The following is a 21600-nucleotide window of genomic DNA, read 5'->3' on the forward strand; positions in this document are numbered from 1 at the left end:
CGGTACTAATTAGTACATCTTTATTTAATATCAAATCCATATTTCTTTAATATTTCTTTTCCCTTACCTTCAACAATATAGTCAACAAATTCCTTTGCAGCATCCTTATTTTTAGAAGCCTTTAATAAAGCTATTGGATATTGAACTTTAAGTTCATTAAAGGCAGCATCTTCTATCATGTCTACCTTTTCTTTATTAGCCTCATTAACATCTGTTTTGTATACTACCCCTGCATTGGCTTCATTTAGTACAACCTTTGCAAGCACATCCTTTACATTTAGTTCACTGCTTTTTATATTATTCAATATAGCTTTATAGGTATTATCATCAATTATATTTTTATTCTTCTGACTTTCTAAAGCCTTATAAAAATAGCTTCCTATAGGTACAGTTTTCTCTCCCACTACTAGCTTTAAATTTGTTTGTGCCAAATCCTTAAAATTTTTTATACTTTTCTTACTACTTTTACTTGTGCAAATTATTAGCTTATTTTCAGCAAATATTTTACTTTCCTCTACCTTACCATCTTTTTTCAATTGATCTACATAATTTGTATTGGCCGAAGCAAATACATCTGCACCATTACTTTGATTAATTTCTTGGACCAAAGCTTGACTACCTGCATAGTTGAAGGTTACATCAATTCCTTTATCCTTCTTAATCTGATTTCCTATCTCATTAAAGCTTTCTGTTAGACTAGCAGCTGCAAATACCATTATCTTTTTTGAACTACCATCTTCGGCTTTTTTTGTAGTTTTAGTACATGCCATAAGCCCTGATGACAAAACTACTGCTAGTATTAAGATACTAGTCTTAAATTTCACTTTCATTACTTCTTCCCCTTTGCTCATAAGTACATGATTCCTTAAACCCATTTTAGAATTACTTAAGATTTATACTTATCCAACTTAATACTAAAACTTTTATTATCAAATTATCTCATCATATTCAGAGGAGCTTTTTTAATAGATTTTGGATTGAAGTGGTATATATCTATAAAACCTCTATAATATCTCCGGCTTTTATTACTCCACCTTTTATTATCTTTGTAAATATGCCCTCCGTCGGCATTATGCACTTACCAACCTTATTTTTTATAGCACAGCCCTTATGACATTCCTTACCAATTTGGGTTACTTCCTGTATAGTATCACCTATCTTCAGTCTAGTGCCTATAGGTAATTCATATAGAACTATTCCTTCAGTAGTTATGTTTTCAGCGAATTTTCCCGGTGTCAAATCAGGAACCCCAAACTTTATCATCTTCTCTATACTTTCGCTTGCAAGAAGACTCACTTGTCTATGCCAATTTCCAGCATGTCCATCACCTACAAGACCATGGTCTTCTTTAAAAACACCTTCTGCTATAGGAGTTTTTATAACACCTTTTATTTCACTTATATTAATTGATATAACTTTAGCCATACGCTCACCATTCCTGTTTTATATATTTTCTATTCCCTTACATACTCTCCACTCTTGCCACCAGTTTTCTTAATTAGCCTTACATCTGTTATTACCATATCCTTATCAACGGCCTTGCACATATCATATATAGTAAGTGCAGCAATATTTACAGCAGTTAAAGCCTCCATCTCTACACCAGTCTTACCGATAGTGGTTACTGTAGCTTCTATCTCTATTTCCTCTTCCTTCACCTCAAAACTTATATCTGAGCCAGTTAAAAGTATGTTGTGGCACATTGGTATAAGCTCCCAGGTTTTCTTTGCCCCCATTATTCCTCCAACTTGAGAGACTGAAAGCACATCCCCCTTTTTAATAAGTCCTTCTTTTATGAGTCTTATGGTTTCTTTTTTCATTTTGATCGTACCTCTTGCCACTGCAACTCTTTTTGTGTCTATCTTATCCGACACATTCACCATATGAGCTCTTCCTTCTTCATTAAAATGTGAAAACTCCATTATTATCCTCCTATAGCAGTCATTTCTCTTTCTATGTATTTACCATCTTCAAGATCATGTTCCTTTGGTTTATTCTTTACAATATCACAGAGTACTTTGGTTATGTCTTTTCCATTTCTTACTAAAGCTTTTATGTCTATTTCCTCGTCTGAATGTAAGCAAGGTTTTATCTTTCCATCTGCAGTAAGTCTTACTCTATTGCAACTGCTGCAAAACTTGCAAGAAATAGGATTGATAAGACCTACATTTCCTTTTCCATTGGGAAACTTATAGTACTTAGCTGGAGAAGAAATATCCTTTGCTTCAATCTCAACAAGTTCCGGAACCTTATTAAGTACGATTTCATTACTTAAGTATTTGTTAAGAGACCAGTTTTTCACTTGCCCTATAGGCATAAGTTCTATAAATCTCACATCAATTTCTTCATCTGTTGTAAGTTCAACAAAATCCTTTATTTCATCTTCATTAAAGCCTTTTATCAAAACAACATTAATTTTTATAGGAGTAAGCTTAGCTTTTTTTGCCTCAGCTATTCCTTCAAGCACAGCATTAAGCTCTCCTCCCTTAGTTATATCTCTATACTTATCCGAATCTAAGGTATCTAGACTTATATTTACTCTTGAAAGTCCTGCTTTCTTTAAAGCTCTTGCATATTCTTTTAAGAGAATTCCATTGGTGGTCATAGCTATTTCATCTATTCCTTTAATGGTAGATATTCCTTCTATGAGTTTTAATATATCCTTCCTCACTAGAGGCTCCCCACCAGTTATCCTCACCTTGGTCACACCTAGTTCTGCAAACTTTTCTGTAATATGCTGAATTTCTTCAAAGCTTAATATTTCATCATGACAAGCCTTTGTTATTCCTTTTTCCGGCATACAATACTTACATCTCAAATTACATAAATCTGTTACTGAAATTCTTAAATAATTTATATTACGACCAAACGAATCTAACATTTCTATCGCCTCCGGGACATGGGACGGTTCTAATGTCCCAACTAAAGTATAGTGTTTAATTTAATTATCCGCTATCTAATAACAATATAAAACCTCTCAAAAACTTCCTCTTCCTGAAATTTTTTGAGAGGTTAAATATCTTTAAAATTTCAATATAAGTATTACTTAGTGATACTTCCAAATTAAAAATATATGTGCTGTATTACTTTCTACTAAGGCTACCATCTCTAAATATATTTTTTAACAAGCTCATTGAAGCATGGAACTCATGTCCATTTAAAATGAAGTATATTCAAAGATAATTACACTAAATTTCTCTTACAAACTTTCTGATATACTTTTCCAATTCTTCTTTGGTATTAAGATTTATAAACATATCAAAATCAGGATCAAAGCTTATAACACTTTCTTCCTCTATATACAATGGATCTGATGATAGTACCAATTCCTTTAAGGCACGCCTGTCCTCTTCTAAAAGTTCAAAAGCCTTGTTTAACATGGCTTTTGAATAAAAGGCATTAAAAGGCTCAAGATACTTTTGTCTTTTAACTAAACAGCACTGTTTAGGACTTTCCATCAGTTTTTCCTTCATAAATTTAATAAAGTCGTTTCTAACAATTGGCATATCACAAGCAATAAAGTAAACATACTCACTGTTAGAGGCCTTAAGTCCCTCATAAATACCTGAGATTGGACCTCTTTCTTTATATTCATCAGAAACAAGCTTATATGAAGTATTTTTATACAATTCAGGTTTATTAGTTACTATTATTATTTCTTCAAAGCTCTTTTTTAATTTTTCAGCAATAAGTTCTATTAGATTTTCCTCTTTCAATCTTAAAAACTGTTTATCAAAACCCATTCTAGAACTTTTTCCCCCTGCAAGAATAACCGCAGTAGAGAATTTGTCCAATTTTGTTATTTTATCATAACACATAATTTTTTTCTATCCTAAACCATCGTAACTAAAGTTTTTACGCTATTTTTTCTCTTCTCTTGTATCTCTTTATCTAGATTTTCATGCTTCACAAGTTTCAGCGCAGCGGTTGGACAAGCATCTATACATGCAGGTCCATTTTCTCTACCTACACACAAATCACACTTATTAGCCACAATCTTTTCCTTTAGCTGAAAACTTCCACTAAAGTCTGTTTTAAGGCCTGACTGAAGAATGCTTTCTCCATTTTTAGACGCTGCAATCATATCAATAGCTCCAAATGGACATACTATTAAGCAGCTCTTGCATCCAATACAAGTATCCTTGTTTATAATTACTGCATTATCCTTGTTTACTATAGAACCATTAGGGCACGCATTAGCACAAGGAGCATTTTCACAATGCCTACATTGCACTGGTGCACTTACTTCTGCAGTTTTGATAACCTTCAAGCAGGGATTAAAATTAATATCATCTTTTTTTACTGTAAATATATTATTATCTGAATGTGCAACTACACAAGCTACCTCACAAGTTCTGCAACCTATACATCTTTGTGGATTTGCCATAACAAAATTATTCATAATTATTACTCCTCTCTTTTTCTTGATGAGTATTTTGTATGTAACAAATAATGAGACTTTTCTCCAAGAGGTTCTTTTAAAAACTCTTTATATAACTTCTTTATATATGGATTTTCATGGGACTTTCTTATACCTGATTCTGAGTCATGTTTATACAAAGCCTTTTTTCTAGCCTCAATTCCGTTTTTCTTTAATCTATCCAGTAAGATTTTAGGCTGACCACCACCACTAACACAACCTTCTGGACAAGTCATTACCTCTACAAAATGATAATCACATTGGCCTTTTTTTACCGCCTGAAGCAGTTCTTTGACATTGTTAAGACCAGATACCACTGCCACCTTTAGATCTAGTTGTCCAACCTTTACCTTAGCTTCTCTAATGCCTTCTCCACCTCTTATAAAATCCATCTCAAGCTTTGGAACTGAAGTATTAGTTAGAAGCTCATAACCTGTTCTTAGCGCTGCCTCCATCACTCCACCGGTGACTCCAAATATATTGCCTGCACCACTATAAACACCTAACGGTGCATCAAAGGTTTCCTCTTCCAAGCTAGCAAAGTTTATATTTTCTTCCTTTATCAGCTGAGCTAACTCTCTAGTGGTTATAACCATATCTACATCCTTGTAACCGCTATCTTTCATTTCCTCTCTATCACACTCAAACTGCTTACAGGTGCAAGGCATAACAGCTACACTTAATATGTTGCTTGGGTCAACATTGTCTACCTGAGCTCCATAGGTTTTAAATATAGTTCCAGCCATCTGTTGAGGTGACTTGCAGGTAGAAAGATGCTTTAATAGTTCTGGATATTTTACCCAAGCTGGACAGCATGAAGTAAACATAGGAAGGTTCTTATTCTCCGTTATCCTTTTTATAAGTTCACTTCCTTCTTCCATTATGGTAAGGTCTGCACCAAAATTAGTGTCATATACTCTATTAAAATTCAACAGTCTAAGAGAAGCTGCAAGCTTTCCTGGCGTTAAACTCCCAAATTCAAAACCAAACTCCTCTGCTATTGCCACTCTAACTGCAGGAGCACACTGAACAACTTTAAAGATACTTTCATCTCTTAACAATTCTCTAAGCTTTTTAACTTGTCCCATATTATATGCTGCGAATAATGGCTCCTTTATGCTACTAAGCAAATTTCTAGCTTTCTTTTTCTCTTCTATATTTTCTTCTCCTAATGTAAATGCCGAAGCGTAGGAACTACATATTTGTACACATTGACCACAACTTACACAGAGCTTTTCATCTATAGTTTGTATACTTCCTAACTTACCTTTTATGGCATCCACAGGGCATATCTCTGCACAACGTCTGCAACCTGTACATAACTCCTCGTCAATATTAATCATTGCCATGCGTAAATTTCCTTTCCAAAAACTAATTTAATTTCTTTTATAATGTAAAACTGTCAATACTGTATTAGTTTCGTAAAATAACTAACATTTAATTTTAACATTATATTTTAATGACACTTTAACTTTATAGCTTTATCCAAAGTTCTAAAGGCTTAACACTGAAGCTATATTTCTCTCTTTTCTTTCACTTTCAGCATGAAAAACCTTTAATGCATTTTTAGGGCAAGCATCCACACAAGCAGGTTTGTCACTTCCATTGCACAAATCGCACTTATACGCTGTTGAAACCGCTTTGTAAGCTTCTTTAACTTCCCCAGACTTTTTAATTTTCGTAAAAAGTTTTTCTCCATTTTCATACCTTGGCAATATATCTATTGCGCCAAAAGGACATGCCACTGCACAGGTTTTACAACCAATACATTTATTTTCATCTATTATTATTTTGTCCCCTTGCTCAGTTATTGCACCAATGGGGCATACATTAGCGCAAGGTGCATCTTCACATTGTCTGCACTGAACTGGAACCTTATAACTTCCGTTATCTACCACATGAAGTCTTGCAATAATAGGCATTTCAATATTTCCAGCTGTCACAGTAAGGTTTTCCTTATCATTATGTGCCACATAACAAGCAACTTCACAGGCCTTACAACCTATACACTTTTTGCTGTCTGCCACAACAAAAGCATTAATCTTTGAATTCATATACTTACTACCTTTCCTCATAACTTTCATGCTACATTTCTATTTATTTTAAATAAAGCTTCTAACTTACTTATATTACCTTGCAATGCCTTAGTTATTTAGAACTTTATACACTAAAATGACAAAATCATATTATTAGCTCATCTAAGCTACAGATGCCTAACCAGTTAATTTTATCACGGTGCTTTAAAAGACTTTTATGTATTCTTTACTAACTATTTAAATATGAATCTTCCTTGTAGTACTTCTCCTGCTTTCATATAAGTATAATCCTCTGGAACAACTAGTACTCCATTTGCTTTACTTATAGTTGTTAGCTTATTTGAACTTTGAGAGCCTACCTTATAAGCATAATAGGCATTTTCTTCTTTAACTAATTTTACATAAATAAGCTTTACTCTTCCTTTTCTAACCTTAAAATCCTCTGCTAATACTACAGGAAATTCTTCCTTCATATATTGCTCTTTACCGATTATTTTTTTACAAGCAGGTTCTATAAACTGCTCGAAGGTAGTTATAGCTGAAAGTGGATTTCCCGGAAGACTAAAGAATAGTCTATCCTTATAAGTGGCGAAACTTATTGGCTTTCCTGGCTTTATAGCAACAGAATTAAATTTAATATCAGCACCTATTTCTATTAATATATCTTCAACAAAATCGTAGTCTCCTGCTGAGGCTCCTCCCGAAGTTATAACAACATCAGTTGTTTCTAAAGCTTCTTTTATAACTTTTGTAAGTAAAGCTTTATCATCTTTTACAATACCAAAGGATATAACCTTAATCCCCATGGTTGTAAGCATAGAGGTTATTGCATATTCGTTGCTGTTTCTTATCTTTCCTTGACCTATAGGTTCTTCTATTGAAACAAGCTCATCTCCGGTTATAATAAGCCCTACCACTGGTCTCTTATATACCTCTACCTCTTTATAGCCTAATGATGCAAAAAGTCCAATTTCTGCCGGTCTTATTTCACTCCCCTTGTGAAGCACCAAGTTCCCTGGCTGTAACTCTTCACCAAACTTTATAACATGGTTGTCTTCTTTCACTTCATTATATAAGTATACCTTGTCACCTTCTGTAGTTACCTTCTCTACTTCTATAACGCAATCCGCTTCTAATGGTATGGGTGCTCCAGTCATTATTTTATAAGCTTCGCCTTCTTTTATACTTTCAGTACACCACTGTCCAGCTTTTATAACACCTTTCACCTTAAAGCCTTTAGGATTTTCATCACTTATACCTAAGGTATCACAACTTCTTAGGGCATATCCATCCATTGCAGATTTATCAAAGGGAGGTAAGTAATCCTTAGACAATATGTCTTCTGCCAAAACTAGTCCATTACATGACAATATATCTAGCCTTTCCTTACCTATAATTTTAGCTTCCTCAGAAATTATTCTCAATGCATCATTTACACTAATCATCTTAACTATCCTTTCATTATTAACTCTTGAATACTAACATCTTCTCTCTTAAAGCATTGTATTCATCTATCAAATTCTTTTCAGCTTGTTTTTGATCTTCTATTTTATCCACTTTTATTGCACAATATTTAAACTCTGGAGTCTTAGAGATAGGATCTAAAGCATCTATGGTAAGCTCATTACAAGCACCTATCCACCATTGATAAGTCATAAAGGTTGCTCCCTTTTTAACCCTTTCAGTAACATCTGCTCTAGACATTACTGAGCCTCTTCTAGAAGTTACCTTAACTAAATCTCCATTGTTTATTCCTAGCTCTTTAGCATCTTCTACGCTAATTTGTATAAATCCAGGCTCATCAGCTAGATTTTGAAGAGCACGACAATTTCCAGTCATTGTTCTTACGGAATAGTGTCCAACTTCTCTTACTGTTGAAAGTGTAAGTGGATATTCCTTATCAGTCTTTTCTAATGGAGCTCTCCAAGCACAAGCAAACAATTTACCTTTCCCATTTGCAGTTGAGAAAACATTATTTTCATATAAGTAAGAAGTTCCTTTATGATCTTCTGTAGTGCATGGCCATCTTACTATACCTTGCTCTTCCATCTTTTTATAGCTAGCTCCAGCAAACTTAGGACATAAAGACCTCATTTCATCCCAAATCTCTTCAGTATTATTATAACTCATTGGATATCCCATAGCTGTAGATATCATAGATATTATCTGCCAATCAGTCTTCACATCCCCTTTTGGCTCTATAGCTTTTCTTATTCTCTGGAAGCCACGGTCAGCTGAGGAGTAAACTCCATCATGCTCTCCCCATGAAGTTGCAGGAAGTACAACATCTGCATGTAAAGCAGTTTTATTCATAAATATATCCTGTACTATAACAAATTCTATCTTGTCTAAAGCTTCTCTTAGTTCTGAAGCATTAGGATCACTTTGCACTGGATCTTCTCCAAATATATAATAGGCTTTTACTTTATCCTCCTGCAACACTAAATGAGGTATCTCTGTCAAATGATATCCAACTTCCTTTGGAAGACTTACTCCCCAGGCTTTTTCAAACTTGTCTCTAACCTTCTTATCAGTAACTTCTTGATACCCTGGAAAAACATTAGGAAGCACACCCATATCACAGGTTCCTTGAACATTATTTTGTCCTCTAACTGGTCCAATCCCAACGCTAGGTCTAGCAAAATTTCCAGTTAATAGTGCCAACGAAGCTAAGCCCTTTACCACATCTACCGCCTGGGAAAATTGGCAGACTCCCATACCATAAAGAATTGTTGCATTCTTAGCCTTTGCATACTCTCTCATAGCTTTTCTTATATGATCAGCTTTTACACCAGTTATTGTTTCGGCGTATTCTGGTGTATATTTTTCTACAGAAGCCTTATATTCCTTAAAACCTTCAACATATCTTTCAACATATTCCTTATTGTATAAATTCTCACTTATAAGTACATTTCCAAAGGCATTTACTAAGGCCATATTTGTGCCACCTTTAATAGGAAGCCACAAGTCAGAGATTCTTGCCACCTCTGTCTTCCTTGGATCTGTTACTATGATCTTTGCTCCTTTTTCTTTGGCTTTAATAATTCTTCTAGCCACTATAGGATGAGTTTCAGCAGGATTATATCCAAATATGAATACTACATCTGTATTCTCAATCTCAGGAATTGAGTTGGACATGGCTCCATCTCCTAATGAATATCTAAGTCCAGCTACAGATGGTCCGTGACAAACTCTTGCACAGTGGTCAATGTTATTAGTGCCAACTGCTGCTCTCATGAACTTCTGCATTACATAATTAGCTTCATTTCCTGGACCTCTTGCAGAACCAGTACCCATTATTGCATCTGGCCCATACTTTTCCTTAATTCTCATAAGATTATCAGCAGTAAATCTTATAGCTTCATCCCAAGAAACCTCTTCTAATATTCCATCTTTTCTGATCATAGGCTTATTTAATCTTGAAGTTAATAGCTTTGGATCATTTAAGAAATCCCATCCATAAAGTCCCTTTAAACATAAATTACCTTCATTATTGTCTCCATTAGCAGCTTCGGCTCTAACTATTTCCCCATCTTTAACAACTAAATATAGTTGACAGCCACTGCCACAATACGGGCATACCGTTAAAACTTTCTCTTCCATAGTAATCTACACTCCTCTTAATATTTATTTAAAAATTCTCTGAAGCGACCTTCTTCAGTGATTTTTAAAGGCATTCCATCTGAAAAAATCATTTAATTCTAACTGCTCGCTCATATAGCATCTCCTTCATGACCACTTAATTTCAACAATATTATTAAACATAGCCAAAAATAAAAACCAGTACAAGACCTGAAGCTAGTAGCCACAAGTTAGTACTGGTTTATCTAAAAGCTAAGATGAGTTTTACCAAAGTCAAAATATCTTTCTTTCTAATCTAACCATGTTATATCAAATTTATTGTTATTACTACAGTCCTATTTTCATTCTCTAGGTTAAGCACTTTCCAGCTATAGTTAAAATCTCTTTTAAATAGCTCTCTAGCTTCATCTATAAAGCTTTTTTCCAAATGAGGCTTCATTATCTCCCAATAGCTTTTAACTAAATTTATGGCTCCCTCATTAACTAAAATCTCAGATAAATTAGATAATATCCCTTTTATGTCTACCACTATCGTATCGGTATCAAGAATTCTTACCTTCACATACTCTGGTCCTTTTCCTCTATAATGCTTTATAATCTTTACAGCTAATTTTTTAACATCTTCTTGTAAACCCACATTAGTGGCACACATTTAAGCACCTCTATCTATATCAATTGATAATATTCATACAAAGATAATTTTACTACCTTTATAAATTCCAGTCAACTTGTCCCCCTTCACATAATACTGCTTCTGTAATTATTTCGTCCAAAATAATCACAATATGTCGAAAGAGATATGCTATTCTTCTTGTTGCTTTATATCCTTTATTTTTTCATATTAATCATTGTAAGTTTTGTAAAAACAGTTTATTATCAAAACTATCTATTTCGAAACATAATTATACTTAAAGGAAATATATAAAATCTTTAGTTTACTTTAAAAATTTTAAGAATTGAACTATTGAATAATCCAGTTTTAAATATAGACAACTTAATACCCCAGTTCCTCCAGAAGTTTCACAGCATTTCTCACATTGTCTTCACAGATATTTTTAAAAAGCTCTTCCTTCTCAGCCTTTTCTCTACCTTCTTTGGTTGATAAATCACACCCTAATAATTCTCTGCATTGGATTCCATTATATCTTTCTCGAAAAATTCTAATAAACTCTTCAGTTTTCATATAGCAGTTGTGCTTAGACTCCATATCTAAACTATTACTTTGCCCATACCTTAGTCCAATGACAAGTACTGCTCCTGATACAGCACCACATATCTCACCGGATCTAAAACCTGCACCTAATCCACTTGAAATCTTAAGAGCAGTTTCTTTATCCATATGATATTTCTCTGAAAAAGCAACAAGTACCGCTTGTGCACAATTAAAGTTACTTCTAAAATATTCTATGGCATTATCCTCATAAAAGCTCATTCTATCTATAAATCTCCTTCTTAAAAATATATTTTATACAATACTCTAAACCATTATCCATATTATACCATGCCAAACTACCTACATATACACCTACACTTAAACATCTTTACAAAAACAATCAATGTAGTATAATTTAAGGAGTTTTAAAGGAGTGAACGAAAATGATAAAAACAGCTATATTAACCATAAGTGATAAAGGCTCAAGAAATGAAAGAATAGATACCACTGGTCAAGCCATAAAAGCCTTGCTTGATGAAAATACATATTCTATAGAATACTACAAGGTAATACCAGATGAAATTGAAATAATAAAAAAAGAGCTTATTTATTTAAGTGATGAAATGAACATAAATTTTATTTTAACTAATGGTGGAACTGGATTTTCCCAGAGAGATGTTACCCCAGAAGCTACCTTACAAGTTATAGAGAAGCAAGTTCCAGGGATAGCTGAGGCAATGAGAGCAGCTTCTTTAAAAATAACTTCCAAGGCAATGCTTTCTAGGGCTGTGTGCGGAATAAGAAAGTACTCGCTAATTGTTAATTTGCCTGGAAGCCCAAAAGGTGCTGTAGAAAATTTAGAAGTTATACTTCCTGCAGTTCCTCATGGAATTCAAATTCTTACTGGTGAAGCTTCTGAATGCGCAAGATAAACTTATACTATTTTACCTATGTTAAAGCACTATATCGAAATTATCCTTTCATTCAGCAGATACTTTAAAGACATTTATCCAACTAAACTATTAATTTATAACAGATGATCCCCAGAAGCCGGGATCATCCTATCCCCAAAAACCGGGATCATCTAATCTTCAGAAGCCTGTATTATCGGATATGTATAAAATAAGTTTTCATAAAAGATACCTAGAGCTATACTTCTTAGTAAAACTTTATTTTCAAATTCTCCTCTCAGAACTCAAAGGAATTTTTACGATAAATTATATAAATAAATATTCAATTTTTATATGTAAACTTCCTAGTTATTTTTTAAGATTCTCATGAAAACCCGCATAAACACTATATATTTATATGATTTTATAAATATATGTTTATAACTTCTTAAGAAGATAAGAAGTTATATTTTTTTCTTTCTTCCCTGTAGGAATCCATCATCAAAGCTAATGTAGCGGTTGCTTAACTAATTAATTACGAAAAGCACCATGATTTATACTTTTTATTATATCTAAGTATATAAGTACAATATATAACTAAAGCCATGTTCTCTTCTTTCATATACTTTAAAACCAGCTTTTTCAAACATTTTCTTGGAGCTAGTATTATAGCTATAGATTTCATTGACCTGTAAGCTAGTAAACTCTAAGTATCTAGCTCTTTCAATCAAGGCTTTTATCACTTTTAGCCCTATACCCTTTCCTCTATAGCTCTTATCACCAATCACTATGGGCATATCCTTGCTAGAAAAAGTAACATCTCCTATAGGAAGGAATTTATCTTCCACCTTCGCCTCAATAAAATATAATTCTCCTTTATTATTTAGAAATGTATACATCCTTTTCAATTTTTCCAAGTCATAAATACTAGAGTTTTTACCATCTACCATATCTAAGGTTTCTCTATCCATATACCATTCCAAAGCAAAATCATAGATCCAATCAAATTTTCTAAGTCTTAGCTCTTTATCTATGAGTAATATATCCGGTTGCTTTTCAGAACTAATATCCATGTTCATCACCTCATTAACTAAATATAGACGTGCCACTTCATACTAAAATTTATATTTTAAAGTAATCCTCTCATAACCTAGAAGATTTTTAAAAATAGAATCCTGCCAGAAAGATTAATCTCTAGCTAAAAATCTGTATAAATAAATATTACCATAATAATGCAACTAGTACACTATCATGGTAATATTTGAATCTGTCGCTTGACAATAACTTATATTTTTAAGTTCTTCCTTCACAAAATAAATTAAAACTAAAAACAGATATCTCATAAAAGGTATAAGTGTTTTTATGAATAGGTTATTCATATTTTCTTCCCATTAACTCAAGCATATCTTCCGTATTTGATGAGAACTTATCCGCACCAGTAGTCTTCCATAACTCAGGATTATTCTTGAAAGCCCCGCCTCCTATGACTATCTTTGGAGGATTTTCTTTAAAGTTTTCTTTTATGGCTTCTATCATATATTTAGCTGAGTCAATATGGTAATCCATTGTAACTGATATTGCTACAAGATCAGGTTTTTCTGTAGCCACAGCTTTTACTAAACTTTGAACTGGTACATTAGATCCCAGATAAACTGTATTCCATCCTTCCATCTCTAGCATGTCTAAAACCATTTTAAGACCAATATTGTGCAGTTCCGGTCCTGCAGTTACCCCTATCACTGAGCATACTCTATTCTTCTTTCTTTTTTCTCTTGCCTTTATTTCTCTCATGGAGTCCATAGTTACTTCAGATATGAAGTGTTCTTGCCATATATCTATTTTTCCAGCTTCCCATAGATTGCCTACTTCCTTTAGAGCCTTTTCAAAGATACCAAAATATATAAATCCCATAGGAAGTCCTTTTTCATATATATTAATAATTAAATCTCTAGCTGCTTTACTGTTTCCCTCTAATAAATAATTAAGATAGATCATAAATAACTTTTCTTTATCTTCAAATAATTCTTCATCATCAATTGTACTTTCAGCTTCCTCTAAAGTATCAAAGTCTTTATCTCCTCTTCCAAGCAAATAATCTAAGCTTACTTTAAACACCTCTGCTAGTTTCTGAAGCATCTCAGCGTCTGGCACTCTAATTGCATTTTCATAATTAGCTATGGTAGTTTGCGCTACCCCCAAAAGTTCTGAAAGCTGTTTTTGAGTAAATTTATCTCTTTTTCTTAAGTTCTTTATATTTACCGAAATAGTTTTATCCATAATCTTCACCTCTTAAAGAAATTTTAACACACTTTGTGATATTTTTATATATTCTATATTGATTTATTTCATTTTGTGGTATATGATTATATTATAAATTAATTAATAGTTATTATCAAGTAATACAAGTTATATAATAAAAATAGTAATGGAGGTAATTTAAGGTGAAATTATCATTTAAAATCGCAGCGAGATTTTTAAAATCTACCAAAGGGCAAACTGCTTTAATAGCATTAGGAATTGCAGTTGGTGTATCAGTTCAAATATTTATAGGTTCATTAATACAAGGATTACAAAAAAGTTTGGTAAACAAGACAATAGGAAGCTCTTCACAGATAACTGTGAGCTCAACCTCTTCTGACAAACTTATAGATAACTACAGTGAAATATTAGATAAAGTAAAAAATTCCGATGAGAGAATAAAAAACGTTTCTATGGTCTCAGACGGACCTGCACTAATAAAGAATGACAGCAAAACCTATTCTGTATTACTAAGAGGTATGAATATACAGGATTCAGATAAGATTTATAACTTAAAAAGTAGTATATATGAAGGCAAAGCCCCTGAAAATAAATTTGAAACCCTTATGGGAAAGGACTTAAAAGAAGAACTTAACTTAAAATTAAATGACAAAATAGATATAATAACAAACTCTGGTAAAATTCAAAGTCTAACTATAACTGGATTTTATGATTTAAAGGTGGCTACTATTAATAAATCTTGGTTAGTAACTGATTTTGACACAGTTAAAGAACTTTTTTCAACAGGAGATAAGATAACTGGCATAGAAATGCAAGTAACTGACGTATTCAAGGCTGACGAAATTGCTTCAAAAGTTTCTGCAAATATCAATAGCGATGCTGTAAAAGTAGATAACTGGAAAGCTCAAAATGCTTCCTTGCTTAGTGGATTAAACGGTCAAAGTGCTTCAAGTTACATGATTCAAGTATTTGTAATGATATCAGTAGTTTTAGGTATAGCTAGTGTACTGATGGTTACAGTTGTACAAAAATCTAAGCAAATAGGAATTCTTAAGGCTATGGGAATAAAGGATAGACAATCTAGCTTGATCTTCTTGTTTGAAGGTTTCTTACTTGGAATCATGGGAACAGTAATCGGAGTAGCTTTAGGACTTGGACTTAGTTTCTCCTTCTCAACTTTCGTGAAGAACCCAGATGGAACTCCTTTAGTTGATCTTTATATAAACTATAAATTTATAGGTCTATCAGCCTTAGTAGCACTTTTAGCTTCTACAATAGCTGCGCTAATACCAGCTAGAGGTTCATCAAAATTAAATCCAATAGAGGTGATAAGAAATGCATAATGTAATAGAATTAAAAAATATTGATAAAGTGTATGGTTCAGTAATTAAAACTCAAGTTTTAAATGATATCAGTCTCTCCTTTGAAGAAGGTACCTTCAATTCCATAATTGGTGCTTCTGGCAGTGGTAAGAGTACTTTACTAAATATAATGGGAACTTTAGATAAACCATCAAGCGGTGAGATTTATATAAATGGAATTAGAACTGATAAGATGAAAAAGAATCAGCTTGCAGAGCTTCGCAATCAGACTATAGGCTTCATATTCCAATTTCATTACCTACTTCCTGAATTTACAGCATTAGAAAATGTGCTAATGCCTTATATGATAGGCAATTCTAAACCATCTAAGGAAATAATCAAAAGAGCTGATGAACTATTAGACTTAGTTGGTTTAACCAAAGTGAAAAATAACTTAGCCACTAATATGTCTGGTGGTCAACAGCAAAGAACTGCTATTGCAAGAGCTTTAATCAACAATCCAAAGATAATTTTAGCTGACGAGCCTACTGGTAACTTAGATTCGGAATCTACTGAAAATATTTATAAACTTTTAAGAGACATAAATGAAAAAATGAAAACCACTTTTATAGTTATTACTCACGATAACAGAATTGCTGAAAAGGCAGATAGAATTATTGAAATTAAAGACGGAAAAATCACCATGGATACATCAAAGGAAAATCTTGCAATTGGCCTTTAAAGTATACTAGTAAAGTAAATTTTTCTAAATTTGCTAAGGGACGATATCAGCAAGCCTCTTGTTTAGCTTACTTAGTTATACATTATACAAAAATATAAAAACCAATTAAATGCTGGTATCTCCTTCATCGATCATAAAAGCAATTTAATCAGGAGATATAATATGGACTCTAATGTAATAGATGGAAATAAACTTTACTTTGCCTTCTTGTCAGGTGCAAATGAAGTATCAAAAGAAAAAGATAATTTAAATAAAATCAATGTATTCCCAGTTGCAGATGGAGATACCGGAACCAACTTAAAAAATACTCTAGATTATATGGTAAGGTACTCTACTCCATCAGCTTCTGCCTCAGAAACCTTAAGATCACTTGCTGATGGTGCTATAAGCGGTGCAAGAGGAAATTCCGGTTCAATTTTTGCTCAATATATATGTGGGATGGCAGACTCAGTAGGAAATGTTGATATTCTATCCTCTAAAACATTGTCCCAATGTGCTAATTCTGCTGTGATATATGCTTATAAATCAGTTATGGAACCTGTGGAAGGAACTATATTATCAGTTATGAAAGCATGGTCCACTGCTTTAAAAGAAACAGAATCGTTATATACTAGTCTTGAAGATATATTATATAAATCTCTTCAAATAGCAAAGACTGCATTGACTAATACAAATAGCCAGTTATCGGCACTTAGAGATACATCTTTAGTAGATTCTGGGGCTAAAGGCTTTCTTCACTTTATCGAAGGTTTTTCTAAATATATAGTAAACGAAGAGATAGAAGATTATGAAATTGCTAAGGAGGAAATTACTGCTACAGATGAGTTGTCATCTACTCATCATACGCTTCAGGATATAAAGCATAGGTATTGCACCGAGGCTATACTAAAGCCTTCAGATATAGATATAAACTCTATGAAGAATGATTTGACCTCTTTTGGTGATTCACTTATAGTTGCAGGTAACCCTAATAAAATTAAGATTCATATTCATACAAATAAGCCTGCAGAGCTTTTTCTTAAACTAAGGGATTATGGAAAGATATTAGAGCAAAAAATAGATGATATGCAACAGCAAAATAATATATTAGCTAATAAAAAATATAACATTGCATTAGTCACTGATTCTATAGCTGATATCCCAAAGAATCTAATTGATAAATATCAGATAACTGTTATTCCTATAAGCATTTTATTTGAGGATAGTATTTATTTAGATAGATTAACCATTGATTCAGATAGTTTTTTCAAAATTGAGGAAACCTTAAAAGAATACCCTACTTCTTCTCAACCTTCAATTAAGAATGTAGAAGCCACTCTTTCCTTTCTCTCCACCCACTATGACTCAATAATAGCCATAATGGTATCAAAAGAGCTTAGCGGAACTTTTAATGTAGTAAATAAGGCTGCAGAAGCTTTAAGTAAACAAGGTAAAAAAATATCTGTAATAAACTCCAGGCTTAACTCTGGTGCCCAAGGTTTATTAGTTCTAAAAGCAGCAGAGGAAATTGCTTTAAGCAAATCTCATGAACAAGTTGTAGAAGCAATAAATTCATACATTTACAAAACTAAAATATACGTAAATGTGAACACCCTCAAATACATGGTAAGAGGAGGAAGAGTGAAGCCCTTAGCTGGATGGTTAAGCAAAATAGTTAATATAAAGCCAATTGTTTCACTTGATAATAGTGGAAAAGGCATTGCCTTTGGACAGTCCTTCAGCTCTAAGGGAAGCAAGAAGAAACTGTTAGCCCTAATAAAAGAGCAACTTGCAAAAAGTAAAATAGAAGACTATGTCATTGTCCATGGAGATGCTATAGATAAAGCACTTGAGCTAAAAGAAAATCTAAAGACCTTAATAGGTAAAGATCCACTATTTATAATGCCAGTTTCTACAGTAGTTGCTATGAGTGCAGGACGAGGGTCTGTAGCAATAGCATTTATAAGTAAATAAAAATTTTAATAACTAATAAAGGAGGATACTATGGATTCAATATATATTTTTAGTGCATTAATACTACTATGTTATTTTGTCATATTCTTTGTTATAGGACAAATTGTAAACAATAACTCAATAGTTGACATAGCCTGGGGACTTGGTTTTGTTATAGTAGCTATATCAACTTACTTTATTAAAAGCGATATGTCATTAAGAAGCACTTTACTAACCTGTCTCATTACAATATGGGGTGTTAGACTTTCCTTATATATAGGTAAAAGAAATATAGGGAAAGGTGAAGATTATAGATATGTAAATATGAGAAAAAGATGGGGAACTACCCTTCCAAGACTAAAAGCCTTTTTAAATGTATATGTATTACAGGGCGTACTTCTATATATAATAGCTCAGCCAATATTACTAGTTAACGGTAATGTAAATACAGAGTTAAAACTACTAGATTATTTAGGTTTAGCAGTTTGGATTATTGGTTTCTTATTCGAAGCACTAGGTGACTATCAACTTAGAAAATTCAAATCAGATCCAAAAAACAAAGGAAAAATAATGAAGTATGGTTTATGGAAATATACAAGACATCCAAACTACTTTGGAGAAGCAACCATGTGGTGGGGAATATTATTAATAGCTCTTTCAAGTAGTTTAAATCTGTTAATTATTATAAGCCCTACAATTATGACTTTGCTTTTGTTATTTGTATCTGGAGTACCACTTCTTGAGAAGAAATATAAGGATAATAGAGAATTTATTGAATATGCTAAAATAACCAACAAGTTTATACCAGGTTTGCCTAAGAAGAAATAACTTCAAATATAGAAGTACCACTTCATACTAAAAGCTTCATTTTTCAACTCTCCACTGAGAATCCAGAGTAGTTTTGAAAATAGCTTTCAGATTGAAGTGGTACTTATTTACATTATCAAAATAAAATCTATCTATAGCCAATCATTCTCCTCTAAATTGTGCTAAAATGATATAGACATTATAAAGAAGGAGTGGTTTCTTAGTGGATTCACGAAAAAACAGCATAATAGTAGCGCTAATGGTAGCAATGTTTTTAGGAGCTGTAGAAGGAACAGTGGTAACTACTGCAGTTCCATCAATAGTAAAAAGCTTAAATGGCTTTGAACTTATAAGTTGGGTATTTTCTGCTTATATGCTTACTTCAGCTATCTCAACGCCTATTTACGGTAAATTGTCAGACTTATATGGAAGAAAGCTTATGCTTTCAATAGCCATAACTATATTTTTAATTGGGAGCTTCTTATGTGGATTTTCTCATAACATGTACGAGCTTATATTCTTTAGAGCACTTCAAGGACTTGGTGCTGGAGGGATATTTACCATAAGCTACACTATAGTAGGTGATGTATTTACATTAGCAGAAAGAGCTAAGGTGCAAGGTTGGCTTAGTTCAGTTTGGGGAATTGCAAGTTTAGTTGGTCCTTTTCTTGGTGGTTTTTTTATAGATTATTTAAGTTGGAATTGGATATTCTTTATAAATCTACCCTTTGGAATACTGTGCATAATATTACTTCAAAAGAATCTTAAGGAAGCTTTTGAGAAGACAAAGCATAAGATAGATTTTCTGGGTACTATGCTTCTTTCAGTAGCAATATTATTCATATTACTTAGCATCATGGCAGCAGAAAGAACTAGTAGTTTCCTTTCTACAAGTGTTGTTATTTTCTTCATACTTTCAATTGTTATGTTCTTTGCATTTTATAAGGTTGAACAGAAGGCACAAGAACCTATTATACCTTTTGAGATATTTACAAAGACAAACACTATTACTAATCTCATAGGTTTCTTAGCTTCAGCTGTACTTATAGGTTCAGATGTATATATGCCAATATATATTCAGAACATATTAGGCAAAAGTGCTACTATATCTGGTTTATCTTTAGCGCCGATGTCTATCTCTTGGCTTATAGCAGCTGTAATCTTGGGTAAAGCATTGACTAAGTATGGTGAAAGAAATGTTACTATCTTTTCATTTATTATTTTAATAGTAGGAACTATATTGTTAGCGACCCTAGGCATAAATTCACCATTAGTTTTGTCTATGCTTTATACTTTTATTTTAGGTATTGGTTTTGGAGGTATCTTCACTATTATTACCATCATAATTCAAAGCTCTGTAGATTTTAATATGCGTGGTGCCGCAACTGCATCAAATACTTTACTCCGTACTTTAGGTCAGACAATAGGAGTAAGTATCTTTGGAAGTATGTTTAACTTAAGCATAATAAATTATTTTAACAAGATAGGAGTACAAAATATAGATCCAAATAATTTGTATTCTAAAGCTGAAGCAGGTTTAAAATTTACTATATCAAATATAAAAAACTCTCAAATATCTGGTATAAGAAATATATTTATTGTATTGATAGTTCTTTCAGTAGCTTGCCTACTACTATCCTTTGCTCTTCCAAACAAACTAAAAGAAAATTAAACTTTAATTTTTCTTATTAACTAAAAACTTTTAAAATAGAACCCATGAATATATTATTGGCAACTTAGATATATTCATGGGTTCTAAACTATATTAAGTTAAGTTTACCAAGCACTTAATTTCAATATGGTAACTTAATAGTAAATTACATTAAGACATAATCCTCAGTACTTTCTTTTGCTTTTATACTGCTATTATTCTTAAATGTATATTCCTTATGAAGTACCCAGGTATTATTTTCCCACTTATAAATACAAACATTATCAAAGGAACTCCTAAACTCACAAGGAATCTTCGATACATGCTCCCATATATACTGGTATATAGGCTTTATGTCTTTAGAAGCAACAGTTATGTGGAAAGCCTTTTCTTTACCCTCATTTTCTTTGAAGGTTATGTAGTTGAAGGACTCTAAGATATCTATTATGTTATCATGCACTTCCTTACCTTCCTCAGTTAGCTTCATACTCATATATACTACTCTGTTATCGAAATGATCAAATCCATCAATATTGAGTGGAGTTACCTTTTGCTCCTTGCAAAAATCATAAAGCTTCTCTTCAAGCTCAGCAATACTACCCTCGTATTCAAAAGGTGCTTTTATTGTGAAGTGAGCTGGTAGTTTTGATGACTTTGATTTAAACTTACTATATAATTCCTGTCTTAAATTATTATTAAATGCCCCTGCTTCACCCTTAATTACAGATACAATAACATATCTCATAGTAACATCTCCTTCATATTAACATTATAAAAAGTTACTTAGCTAATCTTCTTTAATAACTTAATCATTTATCTTCTACAGT

21 protein-coding genes are annotated in these 21600 nt (G+C 32.6%); 6 read left to right on the top strand and 15 right to left on the bottom strand.

Annotated elements, in window-relative coordinates; translation table 11 throughout:
- Window positions 1-20: 20 nt before the first annotated feature.
- From modA to GXK57_RS03925, 12 genes are all read right to left on the bottom strand, one after another.
- Window positions 21-830, bottom strand: a complete 810-nt coding sequence (gene modA / locus GXK57_RS03870) for a molybdate ABC transporter substrate-binding protein (RefSeq protein WP_160671707.1) — start codon at window positions 828-830, stop codon at window positions 21-23.
- A 163-nt stretch (window positions 831-993) separates the two neighbouring features.
- Entirely contained in the window at window positions 994-1425 is a 432-nt protein-coding gene (locus GXK57_RS03875) for an MOSC domain-containing protein (protein ID WP_160671710.1), read from the bottom strand.
- A 29-nt stretch (window positions 1426-1454) separates the two neighbouring features.
- Window positions 1455-1928: a cyclic pyranopterin monophosphate synthase MoaC gene (gene moaC, locus GXK57_RS03880; protein WP_347709080.1), complete on the bottom strand. Its 474-nt coding sequence runs from the start codon at window positions 1926-1928 to the stop codon at window positions 1455-1457.
- Window positions 1925-2881 carry a GTP 3',8-cyclase MoaA gene (gene moaA, locus GXK57_RS03885; protein ID WP_160671716.1) on the bottom strand — a complete coding sequence of 319 codons (957 nt, stop codon included), beginning with the start codon at window positions 2879-2881 and terminating at the stop codon, window positions 1925-1927. Before moaA ends, moaC begins: the two co-directional genes overlap by 4 nt.
- A gap of 307 nt (window positions 2882-3188) precedes the next feature.
- On the bottom strand, window positions 3189-3818 hold the full coding sequence (locus GXK57_RS03890) for a molybdenum cofactor guanylyltransferase (protein WP_160671719.1): 630 nt from the start codon (window positions 3816-3818) through the stop codon (window positions 3189-3191).
- A gap of 14 nt (window positions 3819-3832) precedes the next feature.
- Window positions 3833-4402: a 4Fe-4S dicluster domain-containing protein gene (locus GXK57_RS03895; RefSeq protein ID WP_160671722.1), complete on the bottom strand. Its 570-nt coding sequence runs from the start codon at window positions 4400-4402 to the stop codon at window positions 3833-3835.
- A gap of 5 nt (window positions 4403-4407) precedes the next feature.
- Complete coding sequence (locus GXK57_RS03900) at window positions 4408-5763, bottom strand: [FeFe] hydrogenase, group A (RefSeq protein WP_160672671.1); 1356 nt, start codon at window positions 5761-5763, stop codon at window positions 4408-4410.
- 150 nt (window positions 5764-5913) lie between these two features.
- A complete protein-coding gene (locus GXK57_RS03905; RefSeq protein WP_160671725.1) occupies window positions 5914-6474 on the bottom strand; it encodes a 4Fe-4S dicluster domain-containing protein in 561 nt (186 codons plus the stop codon).
- A 215-nt stretch (window positions 6475-6689) separates the two neighbouring features.
- A complete protein-coding gene (gene glp, locus GXK57_RS03910; RefSeq protein WP_160671728.1) occupies window positions 6690-7901 on the bottom strand; it encodes a gephyrin-like molybdotransferase Glp in 1212 nt (403 codons plus the stop codon).
- Between the two features lie 19 nt (window positions 7902-7920).
- Window positions 7921-10059 (bottom strand): formate dehydrogenase subunit alpha, encoded by a 2139-nt coding sequence (gene fdhF / locus GXK57_RS03915; RefSeq protein WP_160671731.1) that lies wholly within the window; start codon window positions 10057-10059, stop codon window positions 7921-7923.
- A gap of 283 nt (window positions 10060-10342) precedes the next feature.
- Window positions 10343-10690, bottom strand: a complete 348-nt coding sequence (locus GXK57_RS03920) for a Na-translocating system protein MpsC family protein (protein WP_160671734.1) — start codon at window positions 10688-10690, stop codon at window positions 10343-10345.
- Window positions 10691-11032: 342 nt separating this feature from the next.
- Window positions 11033-11470 carry a C-GCAxxG-C-C family protein gene (locus GXK57_RS03925; protein ID WP_160671737.1) on the bottom strand — a complete coding sequence of 146 codons (438 nt, stop codon included), beginning with the start codon at window positions 11468-11470 and terminating at the stop codon, window positions 11033-11035.
- Between the two features lie 164 nt (window positions 11471-11634).
- Between GXK57_RS03925 and GXK57_RS03930 the strand changes: the two genes are divergently transcribed.
- On the top strand, window positions 11635-12123 hold the full coding sequence (locus tag GXK57_RS03930; RefSeq protein WP_160671740.1) for a MogA/MoaB family molybdenum cofactor biosynthesis protein: 489 nt from the start codon (window positions 11635-11637) through the stop codon (window positions 12121-12123).
- 530 nt (window positions 12124-12653) lie between these two features.
- On the opposite strand, the gene GXK57_RS03935 is transcribed toward GXK57_RS03930, so the two are convergent.
- Together GXK57_RS03935 and GXK57_RS03940 are read right to left on the bottom strand one after the other, a co-directional pair.
- The gene (locus GXK57_RS03935) at window positions 12654-13154 is read right to left on the bottom strand and encodes a GNAT family N-acetyltransferase (protein WP_160671743.1); all 501 of its coding nucleotides are present in this window, start codon (window positions 13152-13154) and stop codon (window positions 12654-12656) included.
- 298 nt (window positions 13155-13452) lie between these two features.
- Window positions 13453-14358, bottom strand: a complete 906-nt coding sequence (locus GXK57_RS03940; protein WP_160671746.1) for a cobalamin-dependent protein — start codon at window positions 14356-14358, stop codon at window positions 13453-13455.
- A 164-nt stretch (window positions 14359-14522) separates the two neighbouring features.
- Here GXK57_RS03940 and GXK57_RS03945 point away from each other — a divergent pair, with 164 nt between their 5' ends.
- The 5 genes from GXK57_RS03945 (at window position 14523) to GXK57_RS03965 (ending at window position 20794) form a co-directional block, all read left to right on the top strand.
- Window positions 14523-15683 carry an ABC transporter permease gene (locus GXK57_RS03945; RefSeq protein WP_160671749.1) on the top strand — a complete coding sequence of 387 codons (1161 nt, stop codon included), beginning with the start codon at window positions 14523-14525 and terminating at the stop codon, window positions 15681-15683.
- Complete coding sequence (locus tag GXK57_RS03950; protein ID WP_160671751.1) at window positions 15676-16383, top strand: ABC transporter ATP-binding protein; 708 nt, start codon at window positions 15676-15678, stop codon at window positions 16381-16383. The genes GXK57_RS03945 and GXK57_RS03950 overlap by 8 nt, the downstream gene beginning before the upstream one ends.
- Before the next feature lie 162 nt (window positions 16384-16545).
- Complete coding sequence (locus GXK57_RS03955) at window positions 16546-18336, top strand: DegV family protein (RefSeq protein WP_160671754.1); 1791 nt, start codon at window positions 16546-16548, stop codon at window positions 18334-18336.
- Between the two features lie 30 nt (window positions 18337-18366).
- Window positions 18367-19143, top strand: coding sequence for a DUF1295 domain-containing protein (locus GXK57_RS03960; protein WP_160671757.1), 777 nt, complete (start codon window positions 18367-18369; stop codon window positions 19141-19143).
- Between the two features lie 202 nt (window positions 19144-19345).
- Window positions 19346-20794: an MDR family MFS transporter gene (locus tag GXK57_RS03965; RefSeq protein WP_160671760.1), complete on the top strand. Its 1449-nt coding sequence runs from the start codon at window positions 19346-19348 to the stop codon at window positions 20792-20794.
- A 145-nt stretch (window positions 20795-20939) separates the two neighbouring features.
- Here the strand turns inward: GXK57_RS03965 and GXK57_RS03970 are convergent, their stop codons facing one another.
- Window positions 20940-21518: a 2'-5' RNA ligase family protein gene (locus GXK57_RS03970; RefSeq protein ID WP_160671796.1), complete on the bottom strand. Its 579-nt coding sequence runs from the start codon at window positions 21516-21518 to the stop codon at window positions 20940-20942.
- Window positions 21519-21600: the final 82 nt, after the last annotated feature.

The sequence above is a fragment of the Clostridium sp. C8-1-8 genome (assembly GCF_009928445.1).
Taxonomy (GTDB): Bacteria; Bacillota; Clostridia; order Clostridiales; family Clostridiaceae; genus Clostridium_AR.